This window comes from Rhizobium terrae (genome assembly GCF_003425685.1).
Classification (GTDB): domain Bacteria; phylum Pseudomonadota; class Alphaproteobacteria; order Rhizobiales; family Rhizobiaceae; genus Neorhizobium; species Neorhizobium terrae.
Genome location: NZ_QJKM01000009.1, coordinates 32,091 through 52,041, shown reverse-complemented (window position 1 = coordinate 52,041; position 19,951 = coordinate 32,091). Strand labels below are relative to the sequence as shown.

Here is a 19,951-nt window from a genome sequence, read left to right as displayed (position 1 = left end):
ACGAGCGATTTGGAGGAGAAATCGTGGAGGAATGCCGTCTTGTACTAGCGACGGAGCGCCGGCTGGCGTTCGAGCCATTTTCCCTTCCGGCCTTGGAGGCCGGAGATGTACTGATCCGCACGCTGTATTCCGGAGTGAGCGCCGGAACCGAGTTGTCGCAATATCGCGGCACCAGCCCTTTCATGAAGCGCCAATGGGACGTCGAGAACCGCATATTTCGGGACGGCACGCCCAGCTGGACTTATCCCGTCCGAAATCTTGGATATGAGGAAGTCGGCGTGGTGGAACTGGTCGGGGACTCGGTGACACGCGTCAAGCCTGGCGACCATATCTTTGGTACCTGGAACCATTGCACCGCTCACGTGATGAGCGAGACGGACGCAGCGATGCGACTGATACCCGCCGGAGCCGATCCCCGCATCGGTCTGTTCTCGCATATCGGTGCGGTGGCGTTGAACGGCGTCCACGACGCTCGCATTCGTCTCGGCGATCTGGTCGTCGTGTTTGGCCTTGGCGTGCCGGGGCAGATCGTAGCCCAGGCTGCGCGCGCCTCAGGCGCAACCGTCATCGGCGTCGATCCCGTGGAAAGCCGACGCGCATTGGCGGCCAAGCTCGGCGCGCATCGGGTGCTCGATCCGAATGATGGTTCGATTGCCGAGATCGTCAAGACCGAGACCGCCGGGCGCGGCGCGGACATTTGCATTGAAGTCTCAGGAGCGACCCTCGCCTTGGCGGAAGCGATGCGAACGGTCGCCTATTCGAGCCGGGTCGTGGCAATGGGGTTCTTCCAGGGAGAAGCGCGTGGGCTGCATCTGGGCGACGAGTTTCATCACAATCGCATCGAGCTCATCAGCAGCCAGATCTCCGGCGTCGCGCCCGAGGCCAGCCACCGATGGTCGAAGTTGCGGCTATGGCAAACGGCCGTCCGGCTGCAGCACGAGGGCGTGCTGGACCTGATCCCGCTGATCACCGACCAGACGCCTTTCGCCGAGGTACCGGCGCTGTTTGATCGGCTCGACAAAGGTGACCCCCACATCCTGCAATCGGTTCTCACATTTGGGTCCGGCCAATGACTGCGCCATTGAAGGTTGCTCTGCTCGGCTGCGGCGGCATAGGCGCGCGACACGCGGATGCGGTAACCAGGCTGCCGGAGAAGATGCATCTTGTCGCCTGCTGCGGGCGCGATGTCGATAGGACGGCTGCCTTTTCGGCTCGCTATGGTACGCAGGCCTTCACAGATTTCCACCGCATGCTCGATGCAGCTCAACCGGACCTGTTGATCGTCGCCCTGCCGCCCTTTGCCCATCAGGGACAGGTGGAAGAGGCCGCTCGCGCCGGCATCAATCTGCTGGTCGAAAAGCCGATCGCGCTGACGATGGAACGAGCCGAGGCGCAGGTCACCGCAGCCCGCGGTGTGGTCGCCGCCTGTGGGTTCATGTATCGCCATGGCGCGGCCACCCGGGCCTGGGATGCGGCAACCGCACGTGGCGACAGCGGACTGCCCGGCCATTTCGCGGCACAATTCCATTGCAATGCCCTGCATGCGCCATGGTGGCGCGAGCGCGGCAAGGCGGGCGGACAGATGGTCGAACAGCTCATTCATCTGATCGACCTCGCCCGCCACACGCTCGGCATGCCGCAGACGGTCTATGCGCGCGCAGCCAACCTCTATCACCGCGACGTCGAGCGTTACGACACGGAGGATGTCAGCGCCATCATCCTTGGATATGAGGATGGCCGCATCGGAGTGCTGCACGCCAGCAATGCCGCCGTTCCGGGCAAGTGGGCGAAGCAATGGCAGATAGTCGCCGGGCGCATGACCGCTCAATTCACCGACTGGAACAATGCCGAGTTTTTCGTCACGGACAGGCCGCCCGCCCAGATCAACATTCGCGATGAGCGCGACGTCTTCGTGGCACAACTCGCTGATCTGGCGGAGGCTGTTTACGAACGCCGCGCACCGCTTGTTCCCCTTGCCGACGGGGCAGCATCGCTGAAGATCGCGCTGGCCGCGCGGCAATCGGCCGAAGAGCGGCGGGAGGTTGCATTATGACACCACGCTTCAGAGCCGATCAGAAAGCCATTGAGACCGGTTCGATCAGGCTGGATGGAATCGCACCGATCATCGACGGCATTGTCCTGCCTAGCGAACCTCAGATCGTAGAGACGGATGGCACATGGTTGCTCAGGTGGTTGCTGGAAGACGGCGCGCGGTTTGAACTTCAGCTTTCGGCCGGCGGCACTGCCGGCTTGGTGGGTCGATTTCGCCTCACCGGCTTCTCCGGCGAACGACGCCTGCGATCGCTCGGTCTTGTCTTTGCCTGTGCCCGCAATGTGCAGCGTTATCTTCGCAATGGATATATGAGCTGGGACGGCAGCTATTTCGTCGAACCCGCCAATGCACACGAGGCCGCAAAGGCGGATCCGGCGATCCTGTCGGGATATGCGGCCACCGCGCTTGTTTCGACGCAAGGCGACGTCGCGGTAATAGGTTTTGAAAGGAACGACCGGTTTCAGAGCCGGCTGGCTTTCCACTTTGCCGACGGCCCCTTGTCGTTCACGCTCGAGACGTTGATCGACGAGGTACCGCGCCAAGAGATGGTCGAAGGCGAACCCTTCGTCATCCTCGCGGCGTCTACTTATGAGGACGGCATGCGGGCCTGGGCACGGGCTGTCGCAGCCGCGGCACCGGTCCCGCCCCGCTTGCCCGAACGCCGGCTCACCGGCTGGTGTTCGTGGTACAATCTCTATGCGTCGATCAGCCCGTCCGCGCTGACAGAGCATCTTGAGGCGGCAAAACGCTTCCGTGATTCAAGCGGCGCGCCGTTCGAGATATTTCTGATCGATGACGGTTTCACGCCTGAGATGGGCGATTGGCTGGAAAGCAGGCCCCAGTTTGCCGACGGCATCGCCCCCATTCTCGAGCAGATCTCTGCCGCAGGCTTTATCCCCGGCCTATGGATCGCTCCCTTCATGGTGGGCAACCGGTCGAACCTTTATGCGATGCATCCGGACTGGGTTGTGAGAGACCGGCAGACCGGCAAACCGCTTGCGCCCATGACTTTCTACGGGGAGTTTCGCTGGCACAAACGCAGCGAAGAATACTACGTGCTCGACGTCACCCATCCCGCCGCGGAGGCCTATATCCGGAATGTGTTCCGGACGTGGAGACATGACTGGGGCTGTCGCTATTTCAAGGCCGACTTCCTGCATCTCGGCTCGACTTACGGCCCTGATGTCGCGCGGTGGCACCGCGATGATATGAGCCGCATCGAGATCTGGATGGTGATGGCTCGCCTGATGCGTGAGGAGATCGGCGATGCTTCGCTGCTTCTGTGCGGATCGCCTCTCTGGGCTCCGGTGGGTCTGGCCGACGCAGTGCGCATCGGGCGCGACATCGGCGTCACGTGGAAAGGTCACTATTCGGCAGAATCCCTGCTGCGCGATCAGACGGCACGCAACTTCGGCAACGACATCTTGTGGCAGACGGATCCGGACTGCATCCTGCTGCGCGACAGGTTCCATGATTTGACGGATGTCCAGGTGCGTTCGCTGGCCCTATTCGCTGGCTTGGCGGGCGGTGTGCTGATGACGAGCGATCAGCTCGACGAGGTGCCTGACCACCGCCGCGAGTTGCTGACACGGCTCCTCGCCGACGGCAAACCTTTCATCTGCGATTTCCCGCTCGCCGGGACCTTGCCGCTCACGCATTGGCTGGATGCCGGGCCGAACGGCAAGCCGATGACGACGACGACGGCTGATCCGGTGATCGTGCAGCGGTTGCGGCGCGGGGAAGAGACAATCCTCAACGTCTTCAATACCGGTGAGCACGCCCTTGATCGCCTGGTTCCATGGACCCTGGCGGAGCATCGCGGCCCCTGCGCCGTCACCGAGGACGACCAAACCGTCGAGGTCCATGAAGCCGGTGTTCTGCTGAGGCTCGGACCGTTCCAATCCCGCGTTCTGTCGTTTCGAGACGGCGCATGTTGAGGTCAGCGAAGCGTGTTGCGGTTGCGAACTGGGCGCACCTCCGGTGCGGGCGGCATGAGTGCGCGAATGTCCACGAAAGGATAGACCTGCCTGAAGCCGTAGGCCTCCGCATAAGAGCCCGTGGGCGCGTTACATTGAGTGGCGCGAAATGTGTTCTGGGTGCTGATCGCAGCGACAAAGCGCTCGGGGTCCTGCGAGACGTGGCACCGGATTGCCTGGATCTTGAGCGGGAAATGCTTGGTGATGTCCACATACAACGAGGGTTCGGCTCCGACGCCCTGCAGGGTATCGGCGTAGATGACCGGCGCCGTAAAAGACGCGGCGATTGCGACCGCCTGGGAGAGCGCGCGGTGGTCGCCGTGATAGTCGTTTGCCGCGTGGGTGACGACGATATCGGGCAGGACGTCGTCAATGAGAGCCTTCAGCGCAGCGTTAAGCCCGGCGTCGGCGACCAGCGCACCATCGGGAAAATTGAGGAACCGCAAATCCGCGCCAAGCAGATAGGCCGCGCTCTGCGCTTCCTTGCGCCGCGTGTCGGCCAGTTCAGCAGGATCGCGGCTCCCGCCCCTGGCGCCGTCGGTCGCGATGGCGAAGACCAATTCGGCGCCTATCGCCTTCCAGGCGGCAAGCGTACCGAACATGAAGATCTCGATATCATCAGGATGTGCGCCCAGCGCCAATACTTTCATTACCGGTCCTCTTTGCTGCCGCGCGGATCATGAAGAACGGCGTCCTGATTGCCCTCTTGTCCTATGCGACATTTTCATGGGGAGACGCCTGTATCAAGGCGTCTCGTGGCGGAATGTCCGTGTTCCAGATCGGCTTTCTGGTGGCGGTGGCCGCTGCATTCTTTCTGTTTTTCACGCGCGGCCGGGAGGAGAACTGGCGCGACTTCTGGCGTGCTAAGCGTCCGTGGCTGGTGCAGGCGCGCGCGGTGACTGGGTCAGGTGCCGGGATTCTTGGCGTCTATGCTTTCACCACCATTCCAATGGCGGAGGCCTATTCGCTCATCTTCCTGTCTCCCTTTTTCGTCACGCTTCTTTCAACGCTGGTTCTGAAGGAGCAGATCGGCCCCTGGCGCTGGGGCGCAGTGCTTGCGGGCTTCTGCGGCGTCCTCCTCGTTGTCCGCCCCGGGTTTCGCGAGCTGTCGCTCGGGCACTTCGCGGCCCTCGCCATCGCCTTTCTCACTGCCACGACCGTGATCCTCCTGCGCTCGCTGTCGCGCACCGAAAAGCGCACGACGATCCTCGGAGTCATGATGACCTACGCGCTTGTCATCAACGCTGCGGGCATGGTGCTGACCGGAGTCCAAATGCCTTCCCTCAGAGAAATCGCCCTTGTCGTGGCGGCCGGCGCGTTCTCCGCCTGCGGCCAGGTGCTGCTTCTTCAGGCCATGAAACTCGCTCCCGCCAATCACGTGGCACCGACCCAGTACTCGCAGATAGCCTGGGCAGCAGCGATCGGCGCGGTCTTGTTCCACGAATATCCCGATGGGCTGGCCCTGGTCGGCCTTGTCATCGTTGCATTCGCCGGGCTGGTCACGCTCATCCGCGAGCAGATGAGGCTTGGTAAAATTCGTTGGAACCCGCGGGATCCAAACAGGCTATAATGCGCGATTACCTCCTGCTCCTCGAGGTGAATCGACCTTCTCTGGCATGAAGATTCGATGACATCGAGGCCCTCTTCGCAGGGAACTTCGCGCCTCTCCATCATGCCGCCTGGACGAACTCCAGCACCATTGCCGCAGTCCAGGTGAAGCGTCCACCGCCGAGCGGCTCGCCATCCAGAGGATCGTAATACTCGGCAAAACCGCTTCCGGCGATCAGCTCGAGGCTCGACTGCGTGATGCGCTCGGCCATCGCGGTCTGTCCGGCGGCGAAAAGACCGTCGGCGATCATATAGTTCACGACAAGCCAGCATGGTCCACGCCAATACCGCTTGGCATCAAAGCGGGGATCGGCAGGATCATGCGAAGGCACGAGGAAATGCGCCCTTTCCGCCAGCTTGCCAATGGTATTGGAAATCACTTCCGCGCGCGCCTTCGGCACGGCGCTGAAGGCTGCCAGCAAACCGCCGATCGAGGCGCTGTCGATCAGCCTGCCGATGACACGGTCGAGGCAAAGATACTGGCCGTGCTCTTCGCTCCACAGTTTCTCCATCGCCGCCTGCCCCTTTTCGGCGCGATCACGGTTCGCCTGCGCCAGCGCGGGCTCGCCCAGATCCGCGGCAAGCACCGCCAGATCGGCACAGGAGCGGATCAGGATCGCGTTGAAGCCAGGATCGACCACCTGAAACGGCGATGCGTCATGGAGTTTCGAATTGTCCCACTCAAGGCTGCGGAAATGCTGCACCAGCCACAGGTAGCGGTCATACTGTTCCTTGGTCGGCCGATGTTTCGGATTGGCGTGTTGGGTATCGCGGCGTACATAGGGCTCCACGCCATGGGTCGGCACGCGCTCGAAGGCTGCGTCCCAGTCGATGGAATTGTCGCGCCCGGATTCCCAGGGATGGATGATGGCGACGAGGCCTTCCTTCTGCGGGTCGCGGTTTTCATAGAACCATCGGTGCCAGGCATCGATCTTGGGCAGCAGTGCCCGCGCCCTTCGCGCCGCCGCCTGCTTGTCGGTCGCATTGTCGTAAAGGCGGCGCACGGCAAAACCGGCGACCGCCGGTTGGGTGATGCCGGAAGTCGGCGTCGGGCGGCCGGAGCGCCACACGTCGGGGCCGGGAAAATAACCATCGTCATGCACGTGGAAGACGATGTGCGGCACCATGCCGTCCGGCCACTGATGTTGAAAAAGTGTCTCAATCTCGATCCAGGCGCGGGCTTCGTCAAAATGACGCTGTCCGAGTGCCGTGAGGCAGGAATCCCAGTTCCACTGGAAAGGATAGAGCCCCTTGGTGGGCACCGTGTATCCGCCGCGATCGTTTTCCTTCAGTACCTCCACGGCGCGGTCGATGAAATCCTGTTTCTTGAGCGTGGTCATGGTGACTTCTCCTAAGATCACTGTATGGCGGAGGTTGACTGGGGATCGAACCAGCGGATGCGGTCTGCCCGCGGCACCAGCGACAGCCTGTCGCCGGTCTTGGCCTCGGCATTGGAATCGAGCACGACCCGGAAGATCTTGCCGTCCACATCCGTGGTGATCAGCGTGTGCGCGCCGAGCGGCTCGACCACGCGGACCGTGGCGGGGATGCCCCCCGGGCCAACATCCATGTCTTCCGGCCGAATGGCGAATTCGATATCCCCCGAGGCCTTTGGACCTTTCAGCGTGCTGCCAGCGACGATGAACTGCTCCTCCCCCGACTTCTTTGCCGGTAGGAAGTTCATTGGCGGGTTGCCGATGAAGGAACCGACGAAACGCGCCGCGGGATTTCGGTAGACTTCAACCGGCGACGCGGCCTGCACGATGCGGCCCTGATGCATGACCGCGATCCGGTCTGCGAGGCTCATCGCCTCCACTTGATCGTGCGTGACATAGATTGCCGTCGTCCGAGAGTGTGCCAGTACGCCCTTGAGTTCGGCGCGCATTTCCAGGCGCAGCAGTGCGTCGAGGTTGGAGAGCGGCTCGTCCATCAGGATCACGTCCGGTTCCATCGCCAGCGCGCGCGCAACGGCCACGCGCTGGCGCTGCCCGCCGGACAACTGGCCGGAATAGCGCTGCAAAAGCTGTTCGATATGCATCAGTTCCGCCGTGCGCTTGACGCGCTGATCGACTTCCGGCTGCGGTTTTTTCTGCATGCGTAAGCCGAAGGCGATGTTCTCATAGACGGTCAGATGCGGGAATACCGCGTAGTTCTGGAAGACCATCGCAATGCCCCGTTCGCGCGGCGGCAGATGATCGACGCGACGCCCGCCGATCCAAACCTCGCCGTCGCTCGGAGTTTCGAGGCCGGCAATGATACGCAGCAGCGTCGTCTTACCGCAGCCGGAAGCACCGAGCAGCACCATGAATTCCTGGTCGGCGATAGTGAGGTCGATCTGGTGCAGCGCAGTGAAGGCTCCGAACCGTTTGGCGACGCCTTTGATCTGGATTTCAGCCATTGTCTTCCTCCTAGCGGTTGGCAATGCCCCACATGGCGAACAGATATTTGCGCACGGCAAAGATGAAGATCAGCGCCGGCACGACGAGCGCCGCGCCGCCCGCGAACTTGAGATAGAGCGGCGAGACGTTGATGGATTGCAGCAGGAAAGCTGTGAGTGTTCGATTTTCAATGGTAAGTACCGCTGCTGCAAACACCTCGTTCCACGAGATGGTGAATGCGAAGACGGCCGAGGCCGCAATTCCCGGCAGCGCCAGAGGCAGGACAACCTTCCGGAAAGCCTGCCAGCGATTGCAGCCAAGCGTCCAGGCGGCCTCCTCGAGTTCCACCGGGATACCCGAAAACAGCGAAAAGGTAATCAGGACCGCAAAGGGTAGCGACAGCGTCGTGTGCACGATCGCAAGCCCGAAGGCGGTATCGTCGAGCCCCGTGCGAATGAAAAGCACCGCCAATGGCAGGGCCAGCAAGGGTAACGGGAAGGCGCGCGTCATGAGCACAAGGAAGCGGAACGCCTGCTTGCCCGGAAAGTCGAAACGCGAAAGTGCATATCCCGCTGGCGCGCCAATTCCGATGGAAAGCACCATGGTCAGAAGAGCCACCACGACCGAGTTCCAAAGGGCCTTGCCGACACCCTGGAAATTCAGGAAGAAGGATAGCGATCCGAAATCGAAAGACGGAGTTATTCGTTTCGGAAAACCGGTCACCTGGGCGGGCGAGGAAAGCGCGTTGACCAGCAGGAGATAGATCGGCAGCAGCACCCAGACACACAGCAACACTATGCAGGCGATCAGGAGCCAGTTTCCGGCCTTACGTGCGTCGGTCACGGCGGCCGGTGCGATCGGCATGTCGTTTGTCACGGCTGTCATAGACGGGCCTCCCTGGGAACGCGCAGCAGGTAGAGCAGCAGCAGGGTGAATGCGATGGAGATTGCCAGGATCAGCATGGCGAAAGCTGCAGCGACACCGCGATCCTGCAAGGTGAACTGCCAGTGATAGGTCTCTCCCATCAGGACCGGAAACTGCGTGCCCGACAGCGCAGCGACGACGGCAAATACCTCGAAGGCAAGTATCACACGCAGGATGAGCGCGGTTTGCAGACTTGGCCTGAGCAGCGGCAACGTGATCTTCGTGAAGCGCTTCCACGGCGGCGCGCCAAATACTTCTGCGGCCTCGTAATATTCCTTTGGAATGAGGCCCATCCCCGCGACGAGGATGACCATCATGATCGCCGTGGCACGCCAGACCTCCCCCAGCACGACAGCGGTAAAGATCACCCACTTGTTCTGGTAGCCGAGGAACATGATCGGCTTGTCGATGAGACCCAGGCTGACGAGCCAGCTGTTCAGAAAGCCGGACTGCTCGAAGATGGTAAGCCAGATCAGGCCGGCCGCGAGATCGGACAGGCCAAGCGGAATGGCGAAGATGTAGAGAATGGCGCTGCGGCCCATCGAGAGTTTGGAGACGATGGTGGCCATCGACAGGGCCATGGCGAGTTGGATCGGCACGACAACGGCCGCAAGCAACATGGTGTTGCGGAGGGTTTCCGAAAACTTCCAGTTGCTCGTCATGGTCCGGAAATTGTCGAGCGTCACCGCTCCGCCCTTGGTGAAGGCGTCGATAGCGACGAGCACGAACGGATAGAGAAAAAACACGACCAGAAAGATCGTGGCCGGTGCCAGTAGCAAATAGGGTAAGGCTTTCGTAGAGCGCACGACGCCGCCTCCATCAGGTCCGCATGGATCGACCGAGGCGCCCGGGCTTCAAGCGCCCGGACGCCATCAAACGGTCTCCCTATTCTACCGGGCAAGGGCCCTGCGACATCGGATCCGGCTGCCAGCATGGCACCTTGGCCTGGCTGATCAAGGCCTTCAGCGCTTGGGCCTGTTCGTCGAGCACCGGACGAATATCCTGGCCGCCGAGGATGATCCGTTCAAAGGTGTCGTTGTAGATCTGGTTGAACTTGCCGCCGAGATTGCCGAGGCCGGTCGGCAGCAGCGCGGGCACCGCGTCCTTCGCACCGGTCTGGGCGGCAATTGCCGGACCGGAAACCTTGACCGAATTCGGCATGTCGTCGGGCAGCTTCACGTCGACAACGGGGAAGAAGTTGGTGGCGCGCAAGGTGGCGATCTGCGTTTCCGGTTTCATCATATACGCGACGAGCTCCTTGGCCTTCGCCATATCGGGCGCAGTCTTGGGAATGCCGATGCCGGCGATGACCGGCATGAAACCGCGACCGGCAGGACCCGCCGGAACCGGGAAGGCGACGAAGTCGGCAGGCCTCTGATTGAAGGCATCCGCAAGACGCGCAACGTGATCGAACGCGACCCAGACTTCCTCCGAAAGCAGCGGCTGCTGCATGAAGGCATAGGTGGTCGACGCCGGATTGGTGTACTGCCAGAGCTCCTTGAACTTGGCCCAACCGCTTTCGGCTGCAGGCGAACGGAATTTCGTCACCATCGACTTGGTATAAGACGGCAGCAGGAAGCCTTGGAAAAAGCGGTGCTTCAAGCCTTCCGGGCCGGCGGGAAATCCGAATTTAGGCGAGCCGGTCTTTTCGGCCATGTTCTTCGCCCACTCGACCAGCTGGTTGTAGGTCAGCGCCTTGATGTCGGCCCCTTGCGGGAGGAATTCCAGCGCTTTCTTGTTCGCGGCCATGATATAGGTAGCCTGCATCCACGGAAGATACTTTTGCTCCTGGCTGCCAAGCTTGGCGAGTTCTCTGTATTGGTCATTGACATGCACGTCGCCGAGTTTGACGCCCGAGAGGTCAACCAGATCGCCCGACATCGACGAAAACGAACCGTGCAACGCGCCAAGTACTGCGATCGTGCCCTTGCCGGCCTGGATCTCGGCCTGCAGGCGCGTCAGCCAGGGACCATCGTCGGACGGCTGGTAGTCGACACCGCCGGGAAAACCCTTCACCACGATATCGCGCATCTTCTGGGCTTCCTCGACCGGCTTGGCCTGGGTCGACCAGAAGAGTGCCTGGGCAGAAGCGCCGCCGGATAGCAGCGCTGCAGCGAGCGCTGCGCCGGTCATAAGTTTAAGCAGCTTCTTCATCGTTCTCCTCCCTGATGAACGTTTGAAATTGCAAACTGGTTATCGATGCTTTCTAGGTGCCGGGCCGTGACTCGCCCGTGCCGTCAGCACCGGTTGCACCAGCTTGGTGCGCGGTGGCTGGACGGGATTTTCAATGACGTCCACGAGCATTGCCGCCGCCTCGCGAGCGCATTCTCGGATCAAAGCGTCGAAGGTCGTCAGGCCCGGCGGCGCATAAGCAGCCGCGGTGATATTGTCGAAGCCGATAACGGAGAGGTCGCGAGGGATCGAAAGACCGATACGGGAAGCCTCTTCCATGACCGTGAGAGCCAGCTCATCAAAAAGCCCGATGATGGCGGTCGGACGGTCCGGCCCCTCGATAAGACGATGGGCGGCCTGCACGCAGGCGCCTCGGTCGAAGCGCGGCGTCGTCACCACATCAAGCCTGACCGAGGGATCGCCGCTACGCGCGATCGCACCCGCCAGGCCGTCCTGCCGCAAGTGCCGGAAGGTCATCGGTTCGGAAATGGTAAGAAGGCCGAAATGCCGGTGACCCAGCCCATACAGCATGTCGAAGGCTTCGGCGAAAGCTCGCGCGCCGTCGGTATCGACCCAGCTATACGCGCGCTCGGAATCAAGTAGGCGCCCGTGTGTGACAAAACGCGAGCCGCGACTGATCAGGTAATCGACGCGCTGGTCATTCTCGGCGATGCGGGTGATGACCACGCCGTCGGCACGACCGGAATCCACAAGATGGCGCAGAACATCAAGCTCGGACTTGCCTTCAGCCACCGTCGCCAGAATGAGATCGCTGCCGCGTTCGGCCAGGCCCTCGCCCAGCCCCGTAACGAACTCTCCGAGGAAGGAGTCAACCAGTCTCGGACCTCGAACGGCAAGCGTCATTCCGACGAAGCCGGAACGGCCCGACACCAGCATGCGCCCTGCCATGCTCGGGACGTAGCCGAACTCCCGCGCCGCCTGCGCCACGCGATCACGCGTTGCCTGCGCAATCCTTTCATGGCCGGCGAGCGCGCGGGAAACGGTCGCGATCGACAGATCAAGATGGGATGCGAGCTCTTTGAGCGTTTTCGGGCGCAAATGCTCCTCCCAAAGCACCACCGACCAACTGTGCAAACGTTTTAAATCTAACTTGCCTGCGTGTCAATGATAGCCGGCGACGTTCGCCCCTCCAGCGCCGCAGACATCCTCTTCGGCCGGGTTGCCAGGCAAATGGTTCCACCTGAACCTTCCTGCGGAAAGCCTCTGCTCAAATCACCCTGAATCTTATCCGCAGCATACATCAGCAATGACCCGCGCACGCGACCCAGTTCCGCGATCCCCAACGTGTGGATACGCGACATCTCGCTCTGCCGGGTTGGCGTGTCGATAGCCTCCTGAGTACGCGGCCGTGGAAGCCTTCTCCTGTCGTCGGCAAGAACTAAACCGACGGAGGCAGGCGTGCGCACGGTGGCCACAAGCGATCGTGATCATCGTCCCCGGGGCGTGTGTCCCATCGTGCGCTTGTAGGCATGGCCAAAGGCGCTTTGCGATGTATAGCCAACAGCCTCTGCGACCTCCGAAACGCTTCGTCCGCGAGCCAGTTCACGTTGGGCCAAGATCATGCGCCAACGCGTCAAGTGGTCCAACGGAGGGCGGCCGACACGCTGAGTGAAGCGAAGCGTCAGTGCTGAGCGCGACATACCGACTTCACCCGCCAGTGCTTCGATCGTCCAGCGACGAGCCACATCTCTATGCATGAGCGTGATGACTTTGCCGAGACGCTGATCTGCAAGCGCCGTGATCCAGCCAACATCGCCAGCAGGATGGTCTGCAACATACGCCCTGACCGCCTGCACAACGAGAATATCCGCGAGCCTTTCGGCGACCAGGCCTCCGCCGATCCTACCGGCATCTGCTTCGTCCTTCAGTGAAACCAACGTCCGGGCGATAGCTTCGGTGCGTGACGAATGAGGATCGAGCCGCAGGAACCGCGGGAGTGCGTCCAGCACAAAAGAAGCCCGACCATTGCGAACTCGCTGCCGCCGCCGATCATAATCGTGTCGCAATGATCTCCCAGCCGAAACGGTATTGTGGTGAAGAGACGCATAAAGCGTCATGCCATCGGACGGATTGAGACCAGGGTCACTTGCCACGGTGTAGCATGTATCGCTCAGCAGGATCACATCTCCCTCCTTCAACACTTCGGGAGGACGATCAGGAAGGACAAGCCAGCACTGGCCCTTCATGACGGCGACGAATTTCAAGCGCTCCCTTCCGTCAAAGCTGAGTGCCCACTCGCCGCCTGCTTCCAAGCTGGTTCCACGAACGCTACGCGTTCCAAGCACCGCTAGTACTTCAGTGAAGGGGTCTTTCATGAGGTTTGGCCGATCACGACAAAGATCGGGACATAGAAGGCAGATGATCCGGGTTTGCCACCATATCGTGATGCATCTCAGATTAGACAGGAGCATCCATGACTATTCACGATAAGGTCGTTGCCATCACTGGTGCTGGACGCGGAATAGGGCGCGCCACCGCGCTTCATCTAGCGTCGCGAGGCGCATATGTGGTGCTCGGCGCAAGAAGCGAGCCCGAGCTTTCGGCGGCAGCGGACGAGATAGAAAGATCGGGCGGAAAAGCAGCGTTTCGCGTGACCGATGTGACGAAGCGGTCCGACCTAGAATCGCTGATGTCGCGCGCCTGCGATAGGTTCGGGCGGTTAGACGTAATCGTCAACAACGCCGGCATCGGTCCGATTTCTCGTTTCGATGCGCTACATGTCGAGGACTGGGACGCGATGATCGACGTCAACCTGCGCGGCACCCTGTATGGCATTGCGGCGGCACTTCCGGTGTTCACTCGGCAGGGGCAAGGCCATGTGGTCAACGTTCTGTCGACCGCCGGCCTGAAGATCGTTCCGACGATGGGGTCTATGCTGCGACCAAAAACGCGCTTCGCACCGCCACCGAAGCGTTGCGCCAAGAAGCAGACCCGAACTTACGGGTGACTGAAGTGTCTCCCGGTTTCATCGACACGACCTTCACCGATCCATCGATTACCGATCAGGACGTCAGAGCCGCAATCAATAAGCAAAAGGAGCAATTGGCAATTTCGCCAAGCGCGATCGCGCGTGCCATTGCGTTCGCCATTGAGCAGCCTTTGGATGTCGAGGTGGGAAACATCGTTGTACGTCCAACCGCGCAGAATTGAGTGTCTCTTCGCCTCGCAAAAGGTTGCGGACCAGCAGCGTGGCGCTGGAGTGATCATCGGCGCCATGCTCTTTTCAGCGCGATCTGGAGAAGGAATGAAACCTTCGGTTCGGCGGCTTCATACTCCCTTCACGCAGAATCCGATACAGCGCAATTGCTTCGCCATCCTTCTGTTCATAGAAGGACATTCTTCAAGTCTTGAACAGATTCGAACCGCTGGCCACCTGTAAATATCCAACGAAAACGGTGGCAATGACTTGCCTGGCCCACTAACCTCCGACCGCAAGTCGTTCTTTGAGCTGTCGATGCAGCGACAACCGGTATAAACGATGGCCACTATGCCTTTAGATCGACATGAACCGGTAATGGATCAAAGACCCTCGGCAAGTAGGCATGACTACCCATGTGACAATCATTGTCATCGGTTACGACCATCTTAGACAATGATAGACCACACAAGCGCCATCTGACCCAGTGCCAACGTCCTAGTATAGGCACTGATTGCGTGAGCCAAAATACGGAACTGCCCCGACCTCAAAGGTCGGGGCAACGAGTCCATCCCAGGCGCTTATTGCACCTCCGTGTCTTCGACCGTGATGCCGGACTGGAATGTCAGGAAGCCCGGGATATTGGTGAAGCCCTTGACCTTCTGACTAAGACCAAAGCTCTGGTCACGCCACATCAGATAGACGAACGGCGACTGTTCAAGAGCACGATCAACGAACTGGCCGTAAATCCTCTCACGCTCACCGGCATCGAGCGTGACGCGTCCCTTGTCCAGGAGGTCGTTGATCACCGTATCGTTGAAGTAGGCGGAGTTGTTCAGTCGTACCAGCTGCTGACCGCCGTAGAAGAAGTTGCTGAGCCAGTCGGGGTCGGCGATGTCGCCGGCCGTGCCGGCGACCAGGAAATCGTAGTCGCCTGCATTGTTCTTGGCGATGCGGCCCGACCAGTCGGGAAGATCGAGCTTCGCCTTGATGCCGATCTTGGCAAGCTCGGCCTGGACGGCGATCGCGGTATTATTGTGGAAGCCGTATTGCGAGGTGGAGAGCAGCCGGGCTTCAAAACCGTCCGGATAACCTGCCTTGGCGAGCAGTTCCTTGGCTTTCGCGGTGTCGTACTTGAAGAAGTTCGCCTTATCCTTCGAGTAACCCATGTAGCCTTCCGGGATCGCGATGCCGAATAGCGGGGTTCCGCGGCCGTTGAAGGCAGTGTTGATCACGGTCGCACGGTCGATCGCGTAGGAAATCGCCTGCCGCACTTCCGGCTTCGAGAAAGGTTCGAACTTGGTGTTGAACTGCAGCATCATGAACGGGCCGGTAGTGCTCGCCAGCTTCAGGTCCGAGCTTCCCTCGATCGAGGCGGCATCCTTCCACGGGACGTAGTCGATAATATCGACATCGCCGGACTTCAACGCGTTCACGCGGGTGTTTTCGTCCCCGTAGAAGACGTAGTGCACGTCATCGAGATGCGGCTTGCCCTTCTTGTAATAACCGTCGAACTTTTCGACGGTCAGCTCGCGGCCACGCTCCCAGTTGACGAATCTGAAGGGACCGGCTCCAACCGGCGCCGCGTTCGGATCGGTACCGTGAGCCTTGATCCAGGCCGCCGGGATGATCGCCGATTCCGGGAGTGCCAGGTAATGCACCAACGGCACGAACGGCTTGGAAAGCACCAGCTTCACGGTCTTGGGGTCCGGGGTCTCAATCGACTGGATGACGCCGAGCTCGTTCCGATAAGTCGCCTTGCTGTCTTTGGCGGTCATGCGCTCGATAGACGCCTTGACGTCCGCTGAGGTTACAGGGGACCCATCATGGAACTTTGCGTCGCGCAGCTTGAACGTATAGTTGAGTGCATCGGGGGCGACATTGTAGCTCTCGGCGAGTTCGAGCGAGAGCTTGCCGTCGGCGCCGTAGTTGAAGAGGCCGCGATGGATCGCAAGTCGGATGGTGCGCGCCGGTGTGCCGGCGTTGATGGTGCTTTCCAGCGTCGACGGCTCACCGGAAATGCCGAAATAGAGTGTGCCGCCATCCGCAAGCGCCTGCTGAGCGAAGACACTCGATGCCAGGGCCAAGACGAGCCCAAAGATCTTCCTTTTCATGCTGTACCCCTTGTTTGTTTGTGTTTGTTGATGCGAAATCTCCATGTCCGTTACTCCTCCCTGAGACGTGGATCGAGAATGTCGCGCAGCCGGTCGCCCACCACGTTGATGGCAAGCACCGTCAAGGCGAGAAGAAGGGACGGCCAGATCACGTACATCGGGTTCTGGCCGAGATAGCCGCGCGCGGTTCCGATCATCTGGCCCCAGGAGGGCTCCGGCGGCACGATTCCGAGGCCGAGGAAGCTCAAGCCGGATTCCAGGAGGATGGCCGCGGCGACCGTCAATGTCGCCTGTACCACCAGCGGCGACAGGATGTTCGGCAGGATGGCGGTGAAAACGACACGCCGGGCTGACGCGCCCATCGCATGTTCGGCCTCCATGAACTCCATTCGGGAGACCTGCAGCGTGGCGGCGTGCGCGACGCGGGCGAAATGCGGGATGTAGAGAACACCGATGACGACGGCGAGGCTGAAGATTCCGCTTTCCCAGAACCCCACCGCCAGGAGTGCGAGAAGGATGGGCGGGAAGCTTAGCATGATATCCACGCTGCGCATGATGAGGAATGCGAGCAGCGGCCGGCCATAGGCACCCGCGATGCCGATCATGGTTCCGAAAACCCCGGCGATCGCAGTCGCGCCGATCGCCACCAGCAGGGTCGGCTGGACTCCGATCAGCAGACGGCTGAGCAGATCGCGACCGAATTCGTCGGTACCAAGCCAATGGGCGGCGGAACTGCCCTGATTGACCGTCTGCGGATTGAGCAGGAACGGGTCCTGCGGGGCGAGCCAGTTGCCGAAGACGCCGATGAAAAGGACTGCGGCAAGCAACACGATGCTGGCAAGGAAGGATGGTTGGTTGCGTGTCGCGCGGAGAATTGCTTCAGGGATCACGAGCGTTTCCTCCGGATGCGCGGGTCTAGCAGGCTGTAGAGCAGCTCCACCACCAGGTTGATCAGGATGAACGCCGCGGCGATGGCCAGCATCGCCCCCTGGACGAGAGGATAGTTGCGTGCCGACACCGCGCCGACGAGCAGCGTGCTGAGGCCCGGCCAATTGAACATGGCCTCGACGAGAACCGTGCCGCCCATGAGGTTGCCGAGTTGCAGGCCAATGATCGTGACGATCGGGATTGCGGCATTGCGCAGCACGTGCTGCCAGATGATCCTCCGTTCGGGCATGCCCTTGGCACGCAGCGCGCGAACGAAATCGCGGCCGAGGATTTCGAGCACGGAGGAGCGCGTCATCCGAGCGATGGAGGCCGCCAACCCCAGGCCGAGAGCGAGCGCCGGCAGGGCCAGCTTGCGGAAATGCTCGAACACATTGCGCGAGATATCCGTATAGCCGCTTGCCGGAAGCCAGCCGAGTTTCAGGCTGAAAAACAGCACCAGCAGCGTGCCCATGATATAAACCGGCACCGATATGCCGATTGTCGCGATCGAGGTCAGCACGGTATCGCGCGTGCTGCCCCGCTTCAGTGCGGCGGCGATGCCGAGTGGAACGCCGATGAGTGCGGCGATGATGATCGCCGCGAATGCGAGCTCGAGCGTACGCGGCAGGTTCTGCATGACATAGTTGGCGACCGGATAACCGTTGGTCAGCGACTTGCCAAAATCGAGATGCAGGGCGTTCCAGAGCCAGACGAAATATTGCGACAGGACTGGCTGGTCGAGGCCAAGCTGACTGCGCATCGAGACGATCGCCTCCGGCGACGGATTGCTGTCGGCGCCAAGCAGCAAAAGAACCGGATCGCCCGGCATGATATACATGACGGAGAAGATCAGGGTGGCGACGACGAAAAGCTGGATGATGGCCGTCAGGAGCTTTCGCGCGACAAGGAGCAAAGCCCCTGCGATCGAGGCGTTCATGGGGCCGCCTTTCCGCCGCGCATCGAACCGACGGTCGGCACGGCATCCAGTAACATGCGGGTATAGGGCTCCCTTGGATTGCCGAAGATCTCGGCGACAGGTCCGTATTCGACGATCCTGCCCTTTTGCATGACCGCGACCGTGTCGCTGACATGTTCGACCACCGAAAGATCGTGGGAGATGAAGAGGTAGGTTAGGTCGAACTCCGCCTGCAGATCCTTGAGCAGGTTCAGCACCTGTGCCTGGACCGAGACGTCGAGTGCGGAGACGGCTTCATCGCAGATGACAAGCGACGGGTTGAGGGCAAGCGCCCGGGCGATGGCAATTCTCTGCCGCTGCCCGCCTGAAAATTCATGCGGATATTTCTGGGCCGCGGTGGCTGGCAGGCCAACTGCTTCGAGCAACGACCGGACCCGCCGCTGGCGCTTCGCCGCATCGCCGTCGGCGAAGACCACCATCGGCGCCTCAACGAGCTGGGCGACCGTCTGGCGCGGGTTGAGCGAACCGTAGGGATTCTGGAAGACCATGGCGATCTCTCGCCGGAAAGGCCGCATCTCTTTGTCCGAAAGCGCGGCAATGTCCTTGCCCTTGAACAGGATTTGGCCGGAATCAGGCTTGTAGAGCCGGATGACAGCACGGGAGAGCGTGCTCTTGCCGCAGCCGGATTCACCAACGAGGCCAAGCGTCGTGCGCGGTGCGACCGTCAGACTGACGCGATCGACGGCACGCATCTCGACCGGCACGGCGAGAGGCGAAGGTTTTATCCAGTAGGATTTGCAGAGATCGCGGATTTCGAGAAGCGGGCGATCACCTTCCGACAGGACTGGCGCCGCGGATGCAGGACGGGGGCGCGGTTCCGGCCGGACGCTGCTTACCTTGCCGGATGGATCGCGCTCGATGACCGGCAGCCGTTCGGCATTGCGACCAAGCGAGGGCATGGAATCGATCAACGCTCTGGAATAGTCGCTTCGGGGGGCGGCAAAAAGATCGGCGGTGGTCGCCTCTTCCATCTTGTCGCCGGCATACATGACGACGACGCGGTCAGCGACTTCGTAGATGACGCCGAGGTCGTGGGTGATCAGCAGGATCGCGGCGCCGACCTCCCCGTTCAATTCGCGGAGCAGTTCGAGCACCTGTTTCTGTACCGTGACGTCAAGCGCGGTGGTCGGTTCGTCGGCTATGATGATGCGCGGCCGGCAAGCGACCGCCATGGCGATCATGATCCGCTGGCACTGGCCGCCGGATAGCTCATGCGGATAGGAGCGCATGGCGCGATCGGGATCGGAGATCAGGACCTTTTCCAGCAGTTCGCGAGCCTTCCGACGCGCATTCGCGCGGCCGATGGGCTCATGGAGGAGGATCGCCTCGACGATCTGATCGCCGCAGGTGAAGATCGGATCAAGGGACGCCATCGGATCCTGGAAGATCATGGCGATGTGGCGCCCACGCAGCTTGCGCAGGTCCGCCGGCGGCAGCTTCAGGATATCGACGCCGTCAACCAGAACCTCTCCGCCGGTGACCACCGCGTTCGGCGGCAGGAGCCCCATCACACCGAGCGAGGTGATGGTCTTACCGCTGCCGCTTTCACCGACGAGCCCGAGGATTTCGCCCGGCCGGATGATGAAATCGATATTGCGCACTGCGGACTTCAACCCGACGCTGGCCTTGAAGGCGATCGAGAGGTTTCTGACTTCGAGCATCCAGC

16 protein-coding genes and 1 pseudogene are annotated in these 19,951 nt (G+C 61.1%); 5 read left to right on the top strand and 12 right to left on the bottom strand.

All coding sequences use genetic code 11. The annotated features are described in order from the left end of the window. Positions 1 to 23: 23 nt before the first annotated feature. The 3 genes from DMO26_RS17695 to DMO26_RS17685 are packed head-to-tail and all read left to right on the top strand — an operon-like array spanning position 24 to position 3,990. Positions 24 to 1,073 (top strand): zinc-dependent alcohol dehydrogenase, encoded by a 1,050-nt coding sequence (locus DMO26_RS17695; protein WP_117193484.1) that lies wholly within the window; start codon positions 24 to 26, stop codon positions 1,071 to 1,073. Continuing rightward, on the top strand, positions 1,070 to 2,053 hold the full coding sequence (locus tag DMO26_RS17690) for a Gfo/Idh/MocA family protein (protein WP_117193483.1): 984 nt from the start codon (positions 1,070 to 1,072) through the stop codon (positions 2,051 to 2,053). Before DMO26_RS17695 ends, DMO26_RS17690 begins: the two co-directional genes overlap by 4 nt. After that, on the top strand, positions 2,050 to 3,990 hold the full coding sequence (locus DMO26_RS17685; protein WP_117193482.1) for a glycoside hydrolase family 36 protein: 1,941 nt from the start codon (positions 2,050 to 2,052) through the stop codon (positions 3,988 to 3,990). The genes DMO26_RS17690 and DMO26_RS17685 overlap by 4 nt, the downstream gene beginning before the upstream one ends. Positions 3,991 to 3,992: 2 nt before the next feature. Here the strand turns inward: DMO26_RS17685 and DMO26_RS17680 are convergent, their stop codons facing one another. Then, positions 3,993 to 4,679, bottom strand: a complete 687-nt coding sequence (locus DMO26_RS17680; protein WP_117193481.1) for a PIG-L deacetylase family protein — start codon at positions 4,677 to 4,679, stop codon at positions 3,993 to 3,995. Positions 4,680 to 4,708: 29 nt separating this feature from the next. On the opposite strand from DMO26_RS17680, the gene DMO26_RS17675 reads away from it, so the two are divergent. After that, a complete protein-coding gene (locus DMO26_RS17675; protein WP_117193480.1) occupies positions 4,709 to 5,599 on the top strand; it encodes a DMT family transporter in 891 nt (296 codons plus the stop codon). A 100-nt stretch (positions 5,600 to 5,699) separates the two neighbouring features. Here DMO26_RS17675 and DMO26_RS17670 read toward each other — a convergent pair whose 3' ends face one another. From DMO26_RS17670 to DMO26_RS17635, 7 genes are all read right to left on the bottom strand, one after another. After that, entirely contained in the window at positions 5,700 to 6,977 is a 1,278-nt protein-coding gene (locus DMO26_RS17670) for an amylo-alpha-1,6-glucosidase (RefSeq protein WP_117193479.1), read from the bottom strand. Positions 6,978 to 6,994: 17 nt separating this feature from the next. After that, the gene (locus DMO26_RS17665; RefSeq protein ID WP_117193478.1) at positions 6,995 to 8,035 is read right to left on the bottom strand and encodes an ABC transporter ATP-binding protein; all 1,041 of its coding nucleotides are present in this window, start codon (positions 8,033 to 8,035) and stop codon (positions 6,995 to 6,997) included. A gap of 10 nt (positions 8,036 to 8,045) precedes the next feature. After that, positions 8,046 to 8,900: a carbohydrate ABC transporter permease gene (locus DMO26_RS17660; RefSeq protein WP_117193477.1), complete on the bottom strand. Its 855-nt coding sequence runs from the start codon at positions 8,898 to 8,900 to the stop codon at positions 8,046 to 8,048. Continuing rightward, complete coding sequence (locus DMO26_RS17655; protein ID WP_117193476.1) at positions 8,897 to 9,745, bottom strand: carbohydrate ABC transporter permease; 849 nt, start codon at positions 9,743 to 9,745, stop codon at positions 8,897 to 8,899. Before DMO26_RS17655 ends, DMO26_RS17660 begins: the two co-directional genes overlap by 4 nt. A 79-nt stretch (positions 9,746 to 9,824) precedes the next feature. Further along, complete coding sequence (locus tag DMO26_RS17650) at positions 9,825 to 11,093, bottom strand: ABC transporter substrate-binding protein (RefSeq protein WP_117193475.1); 1,269 nt, start codon at positions 11,091 to 11,093, stop codon at positions 9,825 to 9,827. Positions 11,094 to 11,132: 39 nt separating this feature from the next. Continuing rightward, on the bottom strand, positions 11,133 to 12,170 hold the full coding sequence (locus tag DMO26_RS17645) for a LacI family DNA-binding transcriptional regulator (RefSeq protein WP_117193474.1): 1,038 nt from the start codon (positions 12,168 to 12,170) through the stop codon (positions 11,133 to 11,135). Positions 12,171 to 12,559: 389 nt separating this feature from the next. Continuing rightward, on the bottom strand, positions 12,560 to 13,447 hold the full coding sequence (locus tag DMO26_RS17635; protein ID WP_162894950.1) for an AraC family transcriptional regulator: 888 nt from the start codon (positions 13,445 to 13,447) through the stop codon (positions 12,560 to 12,562). A gap of 98 nt (positions 13,448 to 13,545) precedes the next feature. On the opposite strand from DMO26_RS17635, the pseudogene DMO26_RS17630 reads away from it, so the two are divergent. Further along, a pseudogene (locus tag DMO26_RS17630) lies at positions 13,546 to 14,282 on the top strand (SDR family oxidoreductase). 567 nt (positions 14,283 to 14,849) lie between these two features. Here the strand turns inward: DMO26_RS17630 and DMO26_RS17625 are convergent. From DMO26_RS17625 to DMO26_RS17610, 4 genes are read right to left on the bottom strand one after another with little or no spacing between them, the layout of a single operon-like run. Beyond that, positions 14,850 to 16,382, bottom strand: coding sequence for an ABC transporter substrate-binding protein (locus tag DMO26_RS17625; RefSeq protein ID WP_226951335.1), 1,533 nt, complete (start codon positions 16,380 to 16,382; stop codon positions 14,850 to 14,852). Between the two features lie 50 nt (positions 16,383 to 16,432). After that, the gene (locus DMO26_RS17620; RefSeq protein WP_117193470.1) at positions 16,433 to 17,272 is read right to left on the bottom strand and encodes an ABC transporter permease; all 840 of its coding nucleotides are present in this window, start codon (positions 17,270 to 17,272) and stop codon (positions 16,433 to 16,435) included. Beyond that, a complete protein-coding gene (locus tag DMO26_RS17615) occupies positions 17,269 to 18,246 on the bottom strand; it encodes an ABC transporter permease (RefSeq protein ID WP_117193469.1) in 978 nt (325 codons plus the stop codon). Before DMO26_RS17615 ends, DMO26_RS17620 begins: the two co-directional genes overlap by 4 nt. Continuing rightward, entirely contained in the window at positions 18,243 to 19,946 is a 1,704-nt protein-coding gene (locus tag DMO26_RS17610; protein WP_117193468.1) for an ABC transporter ATP-binding protein, read from the bottom strand. Before DMO26_RS17610 ends, DMO26_RS17615 begins: the two co-directional genes overlap by 4 nt. Positions 19,947 to 19,951: the final 5 nt, after the last annotated feature.